We start from the raw sequence: 15112 nt of genomic DNA on the forward strand, positions 1-15112 counted from the left end.
GGGCGCCCAATCTTGAACCAGACTCGAAGAGCCCGACGATGAACATCCATTTCCGCGACACACGCAAGATCGACCCCACCCGAGGGCCCGTTCTGGGCGACAACACCCCCAACGACGCCGACCGGATCGAGATCGGCCCGACCCAACTGGCCTTCCGCGAGTGGGAGGCGGCAGATCTTCAACTCCCCGATCTGCAAGCCATGCGCCGCTACCGCTGGGAACGCCTGACCCGCTTCGTCCAGGACCGCGATTATGCCGGGCTGCTGGTCTTCGATCCGCTGAACATCCGCTACGCCACCGACTCGACGAACATGCAGCTCTGGAACACACACAACCCGTTCCGCGCCCTGCTGGTCTGCGCTGACGGCTACATGGTGATGTGGGACTACAAGAACTCACCTTTCCTCAGCACGTTCAACCCGCTGGTGCGCGAACAACGCTCCGGCGCCGATCTGTTCTACTTCGACCGCGGCGACAAGGTGGACGTGGCCGCCGATACCTTCTCGAACGAAGTGCGCGCGCTCTTGGCCGAGCACGCCCCGGGGAACAAACGCCTCGCGGTGGACAAGATCATGCTCCACGGCCTCCGCGCGCTCGAGGCTCAGGGCTTCGAGATCATGGAAGGCGAGGAACTGACGGAAAAGTGCCGCGCCGTCAAAAGCCCCGACGAGATCCTCGCCATGCGCTGCGCCTCCCACGCCTGCGAGGTCGCGGTGACCGAAATGGAGCGCTTCGCGCGCCTCAACGTGCCCTTGGGCAGCACCAGCGAAGACGATATCTGGTCGGTCCTGCACGCCGAGAACATCCGCCGCGGCGGCGAATGGATCGAAACCCGCCTGCTCGCCTCAGGCCCCCGCTCCAACCCGTGGTTCCAGGAATGCGGCCCGCGCATCACCCAGATGAACGAGATCATCTCGTTCGACACCGATCTCGTCGGCAGCTACGGCATCTGCGTCGACATCTCGCGCAGCTGGTGGATCGGTGACGCCAAACCGCGCCCCGACATGATCTACGCCATGCAGCACGCGCATGAGCACATCATGACCAACATGGAAATGCTCAAACCCGGCGTCACGATCCCCGAACTCACCGCCGGCACCCACGTGCTTGACGACCGATACCAGGCGCAGAAATATGGCTGCCTCATGCACGGCGTCGGCCTTTGCGACGAATGGCCCCTCGTCGCCTATCCCGACCAGGCCGTGCCCGGCGCCTTCGACTACCCGCTGGAACCCGGCATGACCCTCTGCGTCGAGGCGCTGGTGGGCGAGGTTGGCGGCGATTTCTCGATCAAGCTCGAAGACCAGGTGTTGATCACCGAGACGGGCTTTGAAAACCTGACGAAGTACCCCTTCGACCCCGCTCTGATGGGTCTCTCCTGACCGCGCTCAACTGTCCGGCGGCATGTCGTAGAACCCAAGCGACTGCACTGTGTAGCTTTCCTTGTCATCGACATCGGGTGTCACCACGAGTTCCAGCGCCAAGGTGAATTTCGGGTCTTCAACATCCTTTTCACCCCGCATCTGAAAGTTGAGCTGCGCCGCTTTCCCGGGGGGCAGCACGGTCGCATATTTCGGATCGCTCGAATTGCAGTATTGCAGGGCGCTTTCGCTGTAGCACGTCCTCAGGCCAGACCAATTGCTTGAGGGTGTCAGGAAGCCGCCACGGCCATCCGCGACGGATATCGATTTCGGCATATAGGCAAGCGCGATCGTTTTCTCCGTCGTGTTTTTGAAGCGCATCGCGAATGTCGTATCGCCCGAGGATTTCGAATAGACGAGGGTCGATACCTCGGCGTCGTAGACATCCGACGCGTATCTGCGCGAGGGTTCCACAAGGCTCTGACCCTGCCCGCTCGGCTGTCCGCCGCCCTCGACCACGACAACCTGTGTTGTCGGCGCCGCTTCAGCGCCGTCCGCCGTCTCGGAGAACCCGCAGGCCGTGCGGCTGCGCTTCGCCATCATCTCGGCCACACTGCCCACGCTGGGAAACTCCGACCTCGCGGTGGCAAACAGCCGGCCGTCCTGTGTGCCGATCATGCGTGCCTGCACCTTCACCTGTTCGCCGAACTGTATCAGCGAGCCGGTCACCAGCGCGTCAACCCCCTCGATCTCGCCCAACCGCTTCGCGGCATCCGGTGCGATGGTCCCGTCGAACACCAACTCCATCTCCCGGAAAATCGCGCTCAGCTGCGACCGCTCGATGATGTCGATCTTGCCCTCGCCCGCATTGAACAGGCTGTCCACCACGAACTCGCTCACGTAATTCGACAGATCGGAACAGGTGCCGTCACTGTGCGTGAAGGTCGAAATGCCGATGGTCGCCGTTCCGTCCGTGCGCGTCCGCTCCACGATCTGGCCCGCGATCTCGTCCAGGCTTTCGTCCACGGACGAGGCCGCCTCCGCAGTCCCCGCTAGACCCGCCATCCCGGTCAGACCCGACAGAAGGCAGGCAGTCGCCACTTGTTTCAACCCCATTTTCACTTCCCCTTGCAATTCGCCTTGAAAATTCCGGTCTGCGTCACCTGCTCCTCAAAGCCGCGCAGGGCCATGTCGGTGGCGCCGATTGCCCCCGTCGGGCCCTTTCCCGACCCGACCAGACGCATTCGCTCCGGTCCATCGGACCCGGCCAGAACCACCGCAGCTTCCAGCGTATGGCCCTCGAAACCGTGGGTCGTCTCTTCGTCAGGCACCACAAGCGCCGTTGCCGTGACCTGCTCCACTGCGACACCGGCGCAGTCGTATCTCTGTAGCTGCTGTTCGATCCGCGTGGCCAACTCGCGCTCCAGAACGCTGCGCGTGGGCGCGTCGCGGGATTCAACGGATGCCGCTTGCCCCCCGCCGCTCTCGCCCCCCGTGGCGCCCGTCTGACTGTTGTCCAGAGCGCCCGTGATTGACTGGGTGGTGACCTCGCCATCCTCTTCGGTCGCGACCATGAGTCTGTCGCTGAGTTCAAACAAGCCGACGACCCCACCCACAAGGGCACTCACAAGGATGACCGACTTGGCCATGAAGGAATTTGTGGACATGCGACTGTTATTATTTGACGACAATGCGCCCACCATTGCACAGCGCTCCCAGCCCATCAACGATTCCGCGCAGAATGACGGGAAGGCTGTCACGGGACAAATCTGAAACTCGGCCGCCCCGGGATGCTGACCGTCCGCGCAGGCGCCTCACAATCCCGAGACGACCGTGAAACACTCCTTACGCATGCGATCCGAACTGCCATCTTGAAGGCAACCGAAAGGACCACCCATGCCAAGCGAACGCTTCACTTTCAAAGGCCATGACGGGCATGAGCTCGCCGCCCGGCTCGACCTGCCCGAAGGCCCGCACATGGCCACCGCGCTCTTTGCGCATTGCTTCACCTGCTCCAAGGACATTCCCGCCGCACGCCGGATCGCGGCTCGGCTGGTGGGGGCCGGGATCGCCGTGCTGCGCTTCGATTTCACTGGGTTGGGCCATTCCGAAGGCGAGTTCGAGAACACGTCTTTCACCTCGAATGTCGAGGATCTCGTGTTGGCCGCCAACGCGCTGGCGGCCCGCGACATGCCTCCCAGCCTGCTGATCGGCCACTCGCTCGGCGGCGCCGCCGTTCTGGCGGCCGCGTCGAGTATCGACAGCGCCCGCGCCGTGGCCACCATCGCCGCGCCCTTCGATCCCGGCCACGTCACCCACAATTTCGACGGCGCGCTCGAAAAAATCGCGGCCGACGGCGCCGTCGAAGTCGAACTGGGCGGCCGCCCCATCCGCATCGGCCAGAAATTCGTCGAGGATGTCCGCGCCGAAAACCTCGCTCCACGCATTGCCGGCCTCAAGCGCGCGCTTCTCGTGCTGCACGCCCCGCTTGACGAAACCGTCGGCATCGACAACGCCACCGAGATTTTCAAGGCCGCGAAGCATCCCAAGAGCTTCGTCACCCTCGACAGCGCCGACCACCTGATCACCGATCCCGGCGATGCCGAGTACGCCGCCGGGGTCATCGCCGCCTGGGCACAACGCTATCTCGACCTCAAGCGCCCCGCGCCGCCCCCCGGCGCGCCCGAAGGCGTCGTGCGTGTCTGCGAAGTGAACCCAGACGGCTTTCTGCAGGACATACATGCGGGACCACATCACCATGTCCGCGCCGACGAGCCAGAGGCCTATGGCGGCACCGACCGCGGCATGAGCCCCTACGGCTTTCTCGCCTCGGGTCTCGGCGCCTGCACGTCGATGACCATTCGCATGTATGCCCGTCGCAAAGGCTGGCCGCTGGATCATGTCTCGGTCGACGTCACCCATGACAAGGTCCATGCCCAAGATGCCGATGGCAGCAGCCCGGCCAAGATCGACAGCTTCATTCGCACCATCCGCCTCAAGGGGGATCTCAGCGACGACCAGCGCCAGCGCCTGCTCGAGATTGCGGACAAATGCCCCGTGCACCGGACGCTGGAAAACGCGTCGAAGATCGAAACCCGGCTGGCCGACCCGGACACCAGGCCTCAGCCCGAGCGGGCGTAGTGCTCCACCATCGCCGTCAGGTCTTCCGGCGGCGTCGCGGCATTCACGTAAGCCCGGGCATTGGCGCAATATCCAAAAACCGACCCGTCCGAAAAAAACGAGGTATTCGTGACGAACAGGATCGGGATACCGGGATGACGCGCCTCGGCCGCGTCCGCGATGGAAAAAGAACTGCTGCGCGTCAACAGCAGGTTCAGCACGATCAGGTCGAAGGGCCGCAAGTCCAGCGCCTCTATCGCCCCGGCCTGATCATGCTCCAGTCGCACGCGCAAGCCTTGCCGTTCCAGGTGACGCTGCCACAGCTGGCCGAGCGACACGTCGCTCTCCACGATCAGAACGTTCAGTTGGCTCTTTCTCACTCAAACGACTTCCGTACTTTAACCCAGCACGCACAGCACCTCGGTCTGCATGTCTAGATAAACGCTGAATATGATCAGTTAGTTCTGGAAAAAGAAAACGATATAAGGACTTAACACCTTACGTGACGTCAGTCCAGGCTCCGCCGGACACTCAGTGCACAAGAAACGGTACACCAGACTCCATCAAGTCGTCCAGTTCGACGTCGCCTAGCGCGAACCCGGCAGATGAAACCCCGACGCCCCGGGGGCGTTGCCCCTCCGATATTGAATAACACAATGCCCGAATACAGGTTTTCCGGACTGGCCAAGGCCAATCCGCTGCTGCACTCTCACCCGGAAAAGGAAGTACTGAATGATCCGCTGCCTCGCCCTCGCCCTGTCGCTCTGCACCGCCACCACCGCCTATGGTCAAAGTTGCGGCGGCTCGTTTTCCGGTTTCGTCGACGCGCTGCGGCAAGAGGCGATTGCCCGCGGCCACGCGCCCGACAGCGTGAACAGCTTTTTCGCCTCGGTGCGCCAGGACCAAAGCGTCCTGCAGGCCGACCGTCGCCAGGGTGTTTTCCAGAAACCCTTCACCGACTTTGCCCGCCGCCTGATCAGCGCGAACAGGCTCAACACCGGCCGCGCCAAGTCGCAGCAGTTCGATGCCGTCTTCGACCGGATCGAGGCCGAGTACGGTGTGCCGCGCGGCGTGCTACTGGCCTTCTGGGCGTTCGAGACCGACTACGGCGGCTTTCAAGGGGATTACAACACGCTCAACGCGCTGGTCACCCTGTCGCATGATTGCCGCCGGCCCGAGCTTTTCCGGCCTCAGGTCTTTGCCGCCCTGGGACTCTACGAGATGGGCAATTTCGACCCCATCGGAACCACCGGCGCCTGGGCCGGGGAAATCGGCATGGTCCAAATGCTGCCGCAGGATATCATCGACAACGGCGTCGACGCTGACGGCGACGGCGAGGTCAACCTCAAGACCTCCGCCCCCGACGCGCTGATGTCGGGCGGCAAGATGCTGCAACATCTCGGCTGGCGCGCGGGCGAGCCTTGGTTGCAGGAAATCGACGTGCCCGACAACTTCGACTGGTCCAAGACGGGCCTGCGCACGACGCTGCCCGCCTCCGAATGGGCCGCCATGGGGGTTACCCCCCGCCATGGCCAGATCCGCGGCGACCTGCCCGCGAACATTCTCCTGCCCGAGGGGCGCAAAGGTCCGGCCTTTCTCGCCTACCCCAATTTCAACGTCTATTTCGAATGGAACCAAAGCTACACCTACGTCCTGACCGCCGCCTATTTCGCCAACCGTCTGGAAGGCGCGCCGGTCTTCGACGCGGGCAACCCCGATCCGGGCCTTTCGGGCGATCAGATGAAGCGCTTGCAGGAAAAGCTCGCCGCACGCGGCTATGACGTGGGCGGGGTCGACGGCATCCTCGGCTCCGGTACCCGCGCCGCCGTGCAGGACGTGCAGCAGGAACTCGGCATGCCCGCCGACGCCTGGCCCACGCCCGCGCTTCTGAACGCCCTATGATGCCACGCCGCGCGTTCGAGATCTTTCTCACCGCCCCGCCCGGTCTCGAACTCACCCTCAAGGACGAGGCGCAGGCAGCCGGGTTCGCCAAGCCCAAGGCCACCCCCGGCGGTGTCCGCTTTCGCGGCCACTGGCCGGACGTCTGGCGCGCCAACCTCGCCCTGCGCGGTGCGGGCCGGGTCCTGGCCCGCGTCGCCCGCTTTCAGGCGATGCATCTCGACCAGCTCGAAACCCGCTCGCGCGAAGTCGGCTGGGCGGGTCTCCTCCGCCCCGACGTGCCGATCACGGTCGAGGCCACGACCCGCAAATCAAAGATCTACCACCAAGGCGCCGCCGCCGAACGCGTCGCCCGCGCCATCCACGAGGTCACCGGCGCGCCGCTCGAAGGCGACGACCCCGTGCGCGTCCAGCTGCGGATAGAGGATAACCAGTGCCTGCTCAGCCTCGACACCTCGGGCGAGCCACTCCACCGCCGCGGCCAGAAACCCTTCGTCGGCAAGGCCCCCATGCGCGAGACCCTTGCCGCGCTTTTCCTGCGCCAATGCGGCTACACCGGCACCGAGCCGGTGCTGGACCTGATGTGCGGTTCCGGCACCTTCCTGCTGGAGGCCGCGGGAATCGCCCTCGGCCACGCCCCGGGCCGTGACAGGGACTTCGCCTTCGAGCGTTTCGCCAATTTCGATGCAAGCGCATGGCAGGACTTGAAAAGCGGCCAAACTGACACCGAAACCACCCTCCGCTTCCACGGCAGCGACCGTGATGCGGGCGCCGTCACCGGCGCGCGGGCCAACGCCGACACCGCCGGCCTCGGCGACCGGGTCACGATCTCGCACCATGCCTTCAGTGATCTCCAACGCCCCGACGGTCCACCCGGCCTCGTCATGGTGAACCCGCCCTACGGCACCCGCATCGGCGAGCGCAAACAGCTCTTCGGCCTCTATGGCGCCCTCGGCAAGACCCTCGCGGAACGGCTCGCAGGCTGGCGCGTCGGCCTCGTGAGCACCGACGCCAGCCTTGCCAACGCCACCGGCCTGCCCTTCACCGACCCCGGCCCGCCCGTCGCCCATGGCGGCCTGCGCATCACGCTCTGGCAGACCGGACCGCTGCCGTAAGGCGCTAACCAAGGTCGCGCGCTCGGCTTTACTTTTTGGTAAGAAAAGCGCATCATATTACGCATACCTGAATGTCTTCCAGTCTATCACTGAAGACGTGACCCCGCGAAGTGGCTGCTTCGCGGGGTCTTTCTTTGTCAGGACGTCAAAGCCCTATCCAAAGTCGGACGATCGCAACGGTCAACGTTCCCGCCGCCAGAAGGACCATCCATTTTCTGAATGTCTTTTCATCCAGTCTTACCACCTCCTCTCACTGCAAAGGATTGCAGTGGAGTCCAGGGACACTTGGAACATTAAGAAAAGGCTAAAAATCAGTGAAAAAGAGAGCGGCTCACGCCACCATCTGCTCGGCCTTCTTCAGGTCGACCGACACAAGCTGACTGACACCCTGCTCGCCCATCGTCACCCCGAAAAGACGGTCCATCCGGCTCATCGTCACCGCGTGGTGTGTGATGATCAGGAACCGCGTCTCGGTCCGGCGACACATCTCGTCCAGCAGATCACAGAACCGCCCCACATTCGCGTCGTCCAAGGGTGCGTCCACCTCGTCCAGCACGCAGATCGGCGCCGGGTTGGCCAGGAACACGGCAAAGATCAGCGCCAGCGCGGTCAGCGTCTGCTCGCCCCCCGACAGCAGGCTCAGCGTTGCCAGTTTCTTGCCCGGCGGCTGGCACATGATCTCCAGCCCAGCCTCCAGCGGGTCGTCGCTCTCGACCATCACGAGGTTCGCCTCGCCGCCGCCGAACAGGTGCTTGAACAGCATCGAGAAGTTCGAATTCACCTGCTCGAACGCCGTCAGCAACCGCTCGCGCCCCTCGCGGTTCAGCGACGCGATACCATTGCGCAGGGTGCGGATCGCTTCCTCGAGATCGGACTTCTCATTGACCAGCGTGTCATGCTCTTCCTGCACCTCCCGCGCGTCTTCCTCGGCCCGCAGGTTCACCGCCCCCAGCGCATCGCGCTGACGTTTCAGGCGGTTCACGTCGGCCTCGATCGCCTCCGACGCGGGCATTGTCTCGGGATCGGCCTGCAACGTCTCCAGCAGGTCCTCGGGCGAGCACTCCAGCTCCTCCTCGATCCGCGCCGCCGCCTGTGCCTGGGTTTCCCGCGCTGCTTCCGCCCGCGCCTCGGACCGCGCCCGCGCCTCGCGCGCCTCGCCGGCCAGCCGCTCGGCATCACGCTCGTTCGCCACCGCCTCACGTGCCACGCCCTCGGCGTTCGACAGCGTGTCGGCCGCCTCGGCCCGCCGCGCCTCGGCCTTCGAAATGTCCGCGCTCAATTCCTCGCGCTTCGCGGCCAGTTCGCCCGGCTTCGCCCCGGCTTCTGCCAGTTCCGCCTCACTCGCCTCCTTGCGTTCGGCCAGCTCCGCGCTGCGCGTCTTCGCCGTTTCCAGCCGGTGCCGCCAGCCCGACAATTCCTTGGTCACTTCCTGGCTGCGCTTCAGCCGCGCTTCGCCCTCGCGACGCAGCTCATCATGGGCCGAACGCTTGGACATCATCGTCATCCGCGCCGCCTCGACGGTCATCTTGACGTCTTCCACCTCGGCGCGCGCGGTATCCAGATCACCCAGATCGCCCATCGCCTTTTCCGCCTCGGCCAGCGTCTTGCGGGCGGCCAGCGCCTCTTCCTCGTGGCGCTTCACCGCCAGCCCCAGGCTTTCCAGCTTGGAACCGGCCAGGCTCCGCTCCGCCTCGGCCCGGCTCAGCGCCCGGTTCGCCTCGGCGACCTTGCCATCGGCAGCACGCCGCGCCTCGCGCGCGGCCTTGTCCGCCTCGGTCAACTCGACCAGCCGCGCCTTAAGCGTCTCGTGCGCCCGCTGCGCACCCTCGGCCCGCGCGGTGGCATGCGACAATTGCTGCTTCAACTCTTCCAGCCGGTTCAACTGCTCCAGTCGCAGCGCAGCAGCCGACGGCGCATCCTCGGCCCAGGCGCGGTACCCGTCCCAGCGCCACAGGTCACCCTCGACGCTGACCAGCCGCTGCCCCGGTTTCAGAAGCGCCTGCAACCGCGGCCCGTCATCCGGATCCACCAGCCCGATCTGCGCCATCCGCCGCGCCAGCACGCCCGGCACGTTCACATGAGCGCCCAAAGCAACGACACCTTCAGGCAAAGTCTGCGCCTGGGCATACCCGTCCAGCGGAACCCAGCCCGACGGCCCGTCCGCATCGACCTCGGGCGCGCGCAAATCATCGGCCAGCGCCGCGCCCAGCGCCTTTTCATACCCCGGCGCCACCTGCACCGCGTCAAGGATCTGCCCGCCCTCTGCCGTGTCCCGTTCCAGCAGCCGCGCCAGCGCCGACACCTCCGCCGACAGGGCACTCACCTCGCCCCCGGCCTCGGAGCGTTCCGCCCGCGCATCCGCCTCGCGCCCCTGCGCATCGGCCCGCGCGTCGTCGGCCGCGGTCAACGCTGTTTCGGCTGCCTGCGCCGCCTCGGTCGCGTCCTTCTCGGCTGTCTCGGCGGCCTCGAACTCTTCGCTGGCCCGCGTCACGGTGTATTGCGCCGCCTCCACCGCGTCCTTGGCCCGCGCCGCCTCGGCATCCGCCCGGTCGCGGGTCTTGCGGCTGTCCTCGACCAGCCGCTGCGCCGACTGGTGCCGCGCGGCCAGCCGTGCAACATCCTCCGTCAGTTCCGACAGTTCGGTTTCCCGCGCCTGCAAGACCTGGCTGGCATCTGCCGCCTCGGCGCTCGCCGATTCCAGCTTGCCCTCGTGGCCTTCGGCGGCCTTGGCCAGTTCCTGCGCTTCCCATTCCAGCCGTTCGATCGTCTCGCCCGCGTCGCGGTTCAGGCTGTCCTCGCGCTCCATGTCGCGGGCCAGCTGCTCGATCCGGGATTGCAGCGTCTCGATCCGGTCCTTGGCCGCGGCTTCCTGCTCGGCCAGCGTGTCGCGGCTCACTTGCAACCGCTGCAACACCGCCGCCGCGATGGCCTCTTCCTCGCGCAGGGGCGGCAGTGCCTCGTCCGCCCGCGCCCGCAGCTTTGCCGCCTCGCGCGCCGCCGCTTCGGCCCGCGCCGCGTCGCTGGTCCGCTCGGTCAGCTCGCTCTGCGCATTGGCCCGCGCCAGGTCGGCTTCCTTCCAGCGGCGATACAGCAGCAATCCCTCGGCCTGCCGCAACTCCTCGCCGATCTGGCGATACCGCGCCGCCTGCTTGGCCTGCCGCGCCAGCTGCGCCAGCTGCGTCGCCAATTGCTCGATCACGTCATCGACGCGGGCCAGGTTGCTCTCGGCCCCCTTCAGCTTCAGCTCCGCCTCGTGTCGCCGCTGGTAGAGGCCGGAAATCCCCGCCGCCTCTTCCAGGATGCGCCGCCGCGCCGTGGGCTTGGCGTTGATCAGTTCCGAAATCTGCCCCTGCCGCACCAGCGCCGGCGAATGTGCACCGGTCGAGGCATCGGCAAACAGCATCTGAACGTCCCGCGCCCGCACGTCCTTGCCATTCACCTTGTAGGCGCTGCCCACATCCCGCGTGATCCTCCGGATGATCTCAAGGTGGTCGGCATCGTTGAACCCCGCCGGCGCCAGCCGGTCGGAATTGTCCAGATGGATGCTCACCTCGGCAAAGTTGCGGGCGGGCCGCGTGGCCGCCCCGGCAAAGATCACGTCCTCCATCCCCGAGCCACGCATCGAGGTCGGCCGGTTCTCCCCCATCACCCAGCGCAACGCTTCCAGCAGGTTCGACTTGCCACAGCCATTCGGCCCCACCACCCCGGTCAGACCGTCCTGGATGAAAAGGTCGGTCGGGTCGACGAAGCTCTTGAACCCGGTCAATCTCAGCTTGGTGAACTGCACGGCACGTGTCCCCCTGGTCGGGCCGGCTTGATTATCGGATGTGATTCCGGCCTTGGAAGGACATGCAAGCGCACGACCTTGGGCCCTGTCAACGCAAAACCCCTGCATATGGCGCGCACAGCGCACTTATCCACAAGATATTGCGTGCTCTTGCGCGGATTCTGAATTCTCCCGATGCAGTTATTGCGGCGCACGCGCGCCAAACATATGCTTCGGCGCAGATCACGCTCACGCCACGGAACGCTTCGTCATGTCAAACCCGATTGCCCTTCTTGTGGCCGGCCTCGCCGCCGGGGCTGGTCTCGGCGCGCTGGTCACGGCCACGGTGATCGACCGCCCGGCCATGTCCAATACGGCCACATCCGAGGGCATGTCCCATGACCACTCCGCCCATGATCACGGGCAGGACAACGCCATGCACGACCACAAGATGGTCGAGGCCGGCGATCCCGCCCCGACGCTGGCCATCGAGCTTCATCCCGACGGCCCGCAAAGCCGCAACCTGCATATCATGACAACCAACTTCACCTTCGACCCCGAAGGCGTGAACGGCGATCACCGCCCCGGCCACGGCCACGCGCATGTCTATATCAACGGCGTCAAGCAGCCCCGCGCCTACAGCCCGTGGGTGCAACTCGACGCGCTGCCCAAGGGCACGCACGACATCCGCGTCACGCTCAACGCCAACACCCACGGTCACCTCGCCACGAACGGCACGCCGATCGAGGCCATGACGACCCTGACAATCGAATAGCCCGCGCCCCATGCTCATCGTCGAAATCGCCAAACCCTCCAGTCCCGGCCCCCGTGCCCTGCTGGAACAAAGCCACGCCATGATGCGCGACCTGTTTCCGCCCGAGGACAACTATTTCCTGGACCTCGAAGAGCTGCGCGGCCCCGATATCCGCTTCTACGCCGCCCGCGACGGGGCCGAGACGCTGGGCACCGGGGCGCTGGCCCTCAAGCGCGGCTATGCCGAGGTGAAATCCATGTTCACCTCAGAGGCCGCCCGCGGCCGGGGCGTGGCCGCCGCGATCCTGCGCGCGCTGGAAGACGAGGCGCGGGGCGAAGACATCACCGTCCTGCGCCTGGAAACGGCCGAAGCGCTCGACGCCGCCATCCGCCTTTACGAACGCCATGGCTTTACCCGGCGCGGCATTTTCGGCGATTACCGCCCGAACACCACCAGCGTCTTCATGGAAAAGATCCTGTCCCCCGTGGCGGCTCAGAACGGGTAACAGATCAACGCGCCGCCATCCGCGTCCAGATCGAACGCGTCGCATTCAAGATACGGCTCGCGCTGTCGTGGCGCCGGGGCGCCCGCCCCGCAATCCAGCGTGGCCCGCATCATTGCCTGGTCCCCGCGCAGCCGGTCCACCCGGCACCCGCTGACCCTCTCGATGGCCAGCACGGCCGGCACGCCCACGCTGGCCAGCCGCATTGCGGGTCGCGGGTTCAGCCGGATCGCTTCGGCGCGCCGCCCCGCCACGCGGATGTCAAAGACCGACTTGCCCAACTTGACGCGCACCGGCGCGACCCCGGCGAACTCCGGGCCGGGCGTCCCGCAGGCCCCCAGCACCAGCAAAATCAAAAGCATCCTGAGCATGGTCCCAGCTTGCCCGCCACAAGGTTAAGAAATCATGAGCAGCGACGCCCGCGCCAAGCGCCCTAACGCACTCCCCCCGCCAAAGGTTTCACGCGCTAAGCCTCAATTTTTCAATAGTTTTTCGGAACGACACGCACCCCCCGCCGCGTTGATCCATCAGAACAGAAATGAACAGGAGACAGATAATGAAACTCTTTGGAACCACCGCCATCGCAATGGCACTCGTAGCCACCACCGCGTTTGCCCAGAGCGACTCGAACACCGAGATGGACACCGACACCCAGAACACCCAAGTCGAATCCAACTCCGAAATGGACACGGCCAATGACACCGCCACCGACAGCAGCAGTGACGCTCAGGACGATCAGTCGGCCATGAACGAAGACTCGTCCAACATGGAAACCGAGCAATCGGCCATGAGTGACGGTGACAGCGACATGGGCTGGGACAAGTCCAGTGAAGAAATGAGCCAGATGCAAGGCGAGCTGATCCGCAGCCGCGACATCACCGGCGGTGCCGTTTACACCACCAACGAAGCCAACGACGAAGGCGAAAGCTGGGACATGACCGAGTATGACGAAGTCAACTCCGAGTGGAACCAGATCGGCGAGATCGAAGACCTCGTGATGTCGCAAGACGGCAAGCTGACCGGCATCATCGTCGAAGTTGGCGGTTTCCTCGACATCGGCGACAAGCACGTCATGCTGTCAGTGAAAGATGCGAAACTCGTGCCCGTCGATGACATGAGCTACACCTTCGTGACCAAGTTCAACGAAGAAGATATCGAAGCCATGAACAGCGTTGACGAAGCCTTCTGGAACTAAGCCGAAAAGTATCTCGCTTTTGCCGCCGCCCTTGCCGGGCGGCGGTTTGCGTTTGCGCAACAGCCGGGCTTAAAAGCTCTTCCAAAGCTGGTGCGCCACGAAACCCGCCCGCATCGCGCCGGTCTTCATCGCCTTGAACGGCACACGCTTCAGATCGCTCATCGGCACCGGCAGGCCCGCCGGATCTCCGCCCGCGATCAGCTCCGCCATGCACTGACCAAACACCGTCCCGGTCGTGATCCCCCGCCCGTTATACCCGATCGGCGTCAGCACACCGGGCGCCAGCCGGATAATCCGCGGCAAATGATCTGGCGTCATCGCGATCTGCCCATGCCAGGCCTCCTCGAAAGCCACCGCCCCAAGCTCCGGGAACAGCCGCTCCAGCCGTTTCGCCGCCCAGCGCCGCGACAAGCCCCGCCCGGCCTTGCCCACAACCGGCCCCATAGACCCGAGAACGATCCGACCTCGCACGTCGCGCCGCAGGCTGGTCATGATCGCCCCGGTGTCCCAAACCCCTTGCCGCTCCGGCAGGACATGCGCCATCTCCGCCCCCAGCGGCGGCGTCGCCAGTTGAAAGAATTCGATCGTCGTGAAGATATCGCGCAAACCCGGCCACAGCGTGTCGGTATAGGCATTCGTCGCCAGAACCACATGCCGCGCCCGCACCGTGCCCCGGTCCGTTTCGACAAGCCATGCCTCCCCGTCGCGTCGCAGCGCCGTCGCCCTCACGCCGGTATGCACCTCCGCGCCGGCCCCCTGCGCCGCCCGCGCCAACCCACGTACGTATCCCATCGGATTCACCGTGCCGGCACGATGATCCAGCAACCCGCCGTGAAACGCCCGCGTGCCCGTCCGCTCGGCCACCGCGTCGCGCGACAGCAAGTCCACCGGCGCACCCAGCCGTTGCCACGCGTCGTACCGCTCCCGCAAGCCTCGCATCCCGCCGGGCGCATGGGCCGCATGAATGGTCCCCGTCCGCGTCACCTCGCACCGCATCTGGTGCTTCTCGATCAGGTCGAACACCTGCCCCGGCGCGTTCCCGAACCGCTCGATGAACCGCGGCCCGTAGGTGTCGCCCAACAGCTTGCGCACCTTGTCCGGCGGATACCACACACCGGCGTTCACCAGCCCCACATTGCGCCCCGACCCGCCAAAGCCGATCCGTTCGGACTCCAGCACATGCGCCTGCATCCCCTGTTCGGCACAGTAAAGCGCGGTCGCCAGCCCGGTATAGCCGCCCCCCACGATGGCCACGTCCGTCACCACGTCGCCGCGCATCGACGTGCCGCTCTCCGGCTCCTCCGCCGAATGGTCCCAAAGGGATATGCCGGGTATGTCCCCTGTCACGGTTGTCCTCTCATGGCCCGCCATGCCGCGGCACCGTGAAACGCGGATGCCCC

General features: G+C 65.4%; 13 protein-coding genes. 7 read left to right on the forward strand and 6 right to left on the reverse strand.

The annotated features are described in order from the left end of the window. Positions 1-38 precede the first annotated feature (38 nt). Complete coding sequence (dddP, locus tag PVV74_RS16355; RefSeq protein WP_274593955.1) at positions 39-1382, forward strand: dimethylsulfonioproprionate lyase DddP; 1344 nt, start codon at positions 39-41, stop codon at positions 1380-1382. 6 nt (positions 1383-1388) lie between these two features. Here the strand turns inward: dddP and PVV74_RS16360 are convergent, their stop codons facing one another. Together PVV74_RS16360 and PVV74_RS16365 are read right to left on the reverse strand one after the other, a co-directional pair. Next, the gene (locus PVV74_RS16360) at positions 1389-2477 is read right to left on the reverse strand and encodes a FlgO family outer membrane protein (protein ID WP_274593956.1); all 1089 of its coding nucleotides are present in this window, start codon (positions 2475-2477) and stop codon (positions 1389-1391) included. 2 nt (positions 2478-2479) lie between these two features. Then, positions 2480-3028 (reverse strand): hypothetical protein, encoded by a 549-nt coding sequence (locus PVV74_RS16365; protein WP_274593957.1) that lies wholly within the window; start codon positions 3026-3028, stop codon positions 2480-2482. 229 nt (positions 3029-3257) lie between these two features. Here PVV74_RS16365 and PVV74_RS16370 point away from each other — a divergent pair, with 229 nt between their 5' ends. Further along, positions 3258-4502 carry a bifunctional alpha/beta hydrolase/OsmC family protein gene (locus PVV74_RS16370; protein ID WP_274593958.1) on the forward strand — a complete coding sequence of 415 codons (1245 nt, stop codon included), beginning with the start codon at positions 3258-3260 and terminating at the stop codon, positions 4500-4502. Here PVV74_RS16370 and PVV74_RS16375 read toward each other — a convergent pair. Continuing rightward, a complete protein-coding gene (locus PVV74_RS16375) occupies positions 4484-4861 on the reverse strand; it encodes a response regulator (protein ID WP_274593959.1) in 378 nt (125 codons plus the stop codon). The genes PVV74_RS16370 and PVV74_RS16375 overlap by 19 nt on opposite strands. Positions 4862-5213: 352 nt before the next feature. On the opposite strand from PVV74_RS16375, the gene PVV74_RS16380 reads away from it, so the two are divergent. Next, a complete protein-coding gene (locus PVV74_RS16380) occupies positions 5214-6383 on the forward strand; it encodes a lytic murein transglycosylase (RefSeq protein WP_274593960.1) in 1170 nt (389 codons plus the stop codon). Beyond that, positions 6380-7495 (forward strand): THUMP domain-containing class I SAM-dependent RNA methyltransferase, encoded by a 1116-nt coding sequence (locus PVV74_RS16385; RefSeq protein WP_274593961.1) that lies wholly within the window; start codon positions 6380-6382, stop codon positions 7493-7495. Before PVV74_RS16380 ends, PVV74_RS16385 begins: the two co-directional genes overlap by 4 nt. A 331-nt stretch (positions 7496-7826) precedes the next feature. Here the strand turns inward: PVV74_RS16385 and smc are convergent, their stop codons facing one another. Then, positions 7827-11282, reverse strand: coding sequence for a chromosome segregation protein SMC (gene smc, locus PVV74_RS16390; RefSeq protein ID WP_274593962.1), 3456 nt, complete (start codon positions 11280-11282; stop codon positions 7827-7829). Between the two features lie 250 nt (positions 11283-11532). Here smc and PVV74_RS16395 point away from each other — a divergent pair, with 250 nt between their 5' ends. Continuing rightward, positions 11533-12036 (forward strand): hypothetical protein, encoded by a 504-nt coding sequence (locus tag PVV74_RS16395; protein WP_274593963.1) that lies wholly within the window; start codon positions 11533-11535, stop codon positions 12034-12036. A 10-nt stretch (positions 12037-12046) separates the two neighbouring features. Beyond that, entirely contained in the window at positions 12047-12520 is a 474-nt protein-coding gene (locus PVV74_RS16400) for a GNAT family N-acetyltransferase (RefSeq protein WP_103764707.1), read from the forward strand. Here the strand turns inward: PVV74_RS16400 and PVV74_RS16405 are convergent. Then, entirely contained in the window at positions 12508-12879 is a 372-nt protein-coding gene (locus PVV74_RS16405; protein WP_146050092.1) for a hypothetical protein, read from the reverse strand. The two genes, PVV74_RS16400 and PVV74_RS16405, sit on opposite strands and share 13 nt — an antisense overlap. A gap of 194 nt (positions 12880-13073) precedes the next feature. Between PVV74_RS16405 and PVV74_RS16410 the strand changes: the two genes are divergently transcribed. Further along, positions 13074-13712: a PRC-barrel domain-containing protein gene (locus tag PVV74_RS16410; protein ID WP_274593964.1), complete on the forward strand. Its 639-nt coding sequence runs from the start codon at positions 13074-13076 to the stop codon at positions 13710-13712. Positions 13713-13781: 69 nt separating this feature from the next. On the opposite strand, the gene PVV74_RS16415 is transcribed toward PVV74_RS16410, so the two are convergent. Further along, positions 13782-15059 (reverse strand): NAD(P)/FAD-dependent oxidoreductase, encoded by a 1278-nt coding sequence (locus PVV74_RS16415; RefSeq protein ID WP_274593965.1) that lies wholly within the window; start codon positions 15057-15059, stop codon positions 13782-13784. Between the last annotated feature and the right edge of the window lie 53 nt (positions 15060-15112).

The organism is Roseovarius sp. SK2 (assembly GCF_028807495.1).
Taxonomy (GTDB): Bacteria; Pseudomonadota; Alphaproteobacteria; order Rhodobacterales; family Rhodobacteraceae; genus Roseovarius; species Roseovarius confluentis.

Bases quoted from the DNA above. Each gene is read 5' to 3' on its own strand.
- dddP (WP_274593955.1), top strand. From the start codon at position 39: ATGAACATCCATTTCCGCGACACACGCAAGATCGACCCCACCCGAGGG.
- PVV74_RS16360 (WP_274593956.1), bottom strand. From the start codon at position 2,477: ATGGGGTTGAAACAAGTGGCGACTGCCTGCCTTCTGTCGGGTCTGACC.
- PVV74_RS16365 (WP_274593957.1), bottom strand. From the start codon at position 3,028: ATGTCCACAAATTCCTTCATGGCCAAGTCGGTCATCCTTGTGAGTGCC.
- PVV74_RS16370 (WP_274593958.1), top strand. From the start codon at position 3,258: ATGCCAAGCGAACGCTTCACTTTCAAAGGCCATGACGGGCATGAGCTC.
- PVV74_RS16380 (WP_274593960.1), top strand. From the start codon at position 5,214: ATGATCCGCTGCCTCGCCCTCGCCCTGTCGCTCTGCACCGCCACCACC.
- PVV74_RS16385 (WP_274593961.1), top strand. From the start codon at position 6,380: ATGATGCCACGCCGCGCGTTCGAGATCTTTCTCACCGCCCCGCCCGGT.
- PVV74_RS16395 (WP_274593963.1), top strand. From the start codon at position 11,533: ATGTCAAACCCGATTGCCCTTCTTGTGGCCGGCCTCGCCGCCGGGGCT.
- PVV74_RS16400 (WP_103764707.1), top strand. From the start codon at position 12,047: ATGCTCATCGTCGAAATCGCCAAACCCTCCAGTCCCGGCCCCCGTGCC.
- PVV74_RS16405 (WP_146050092.1), bottom strand. From the start codon at position 12,879: ATGCTTTTGATTTTGCTGGTGCTGGGGGCCTGCGGGACGCCCGGCCCG.
- PVV74_RS16410 (WP_274593964.1), top strand. From the start codon at position 13,074: ATGAAACTCTTTGGAACCACCGCCATCGCAATGGCACTCGTAGCCACC.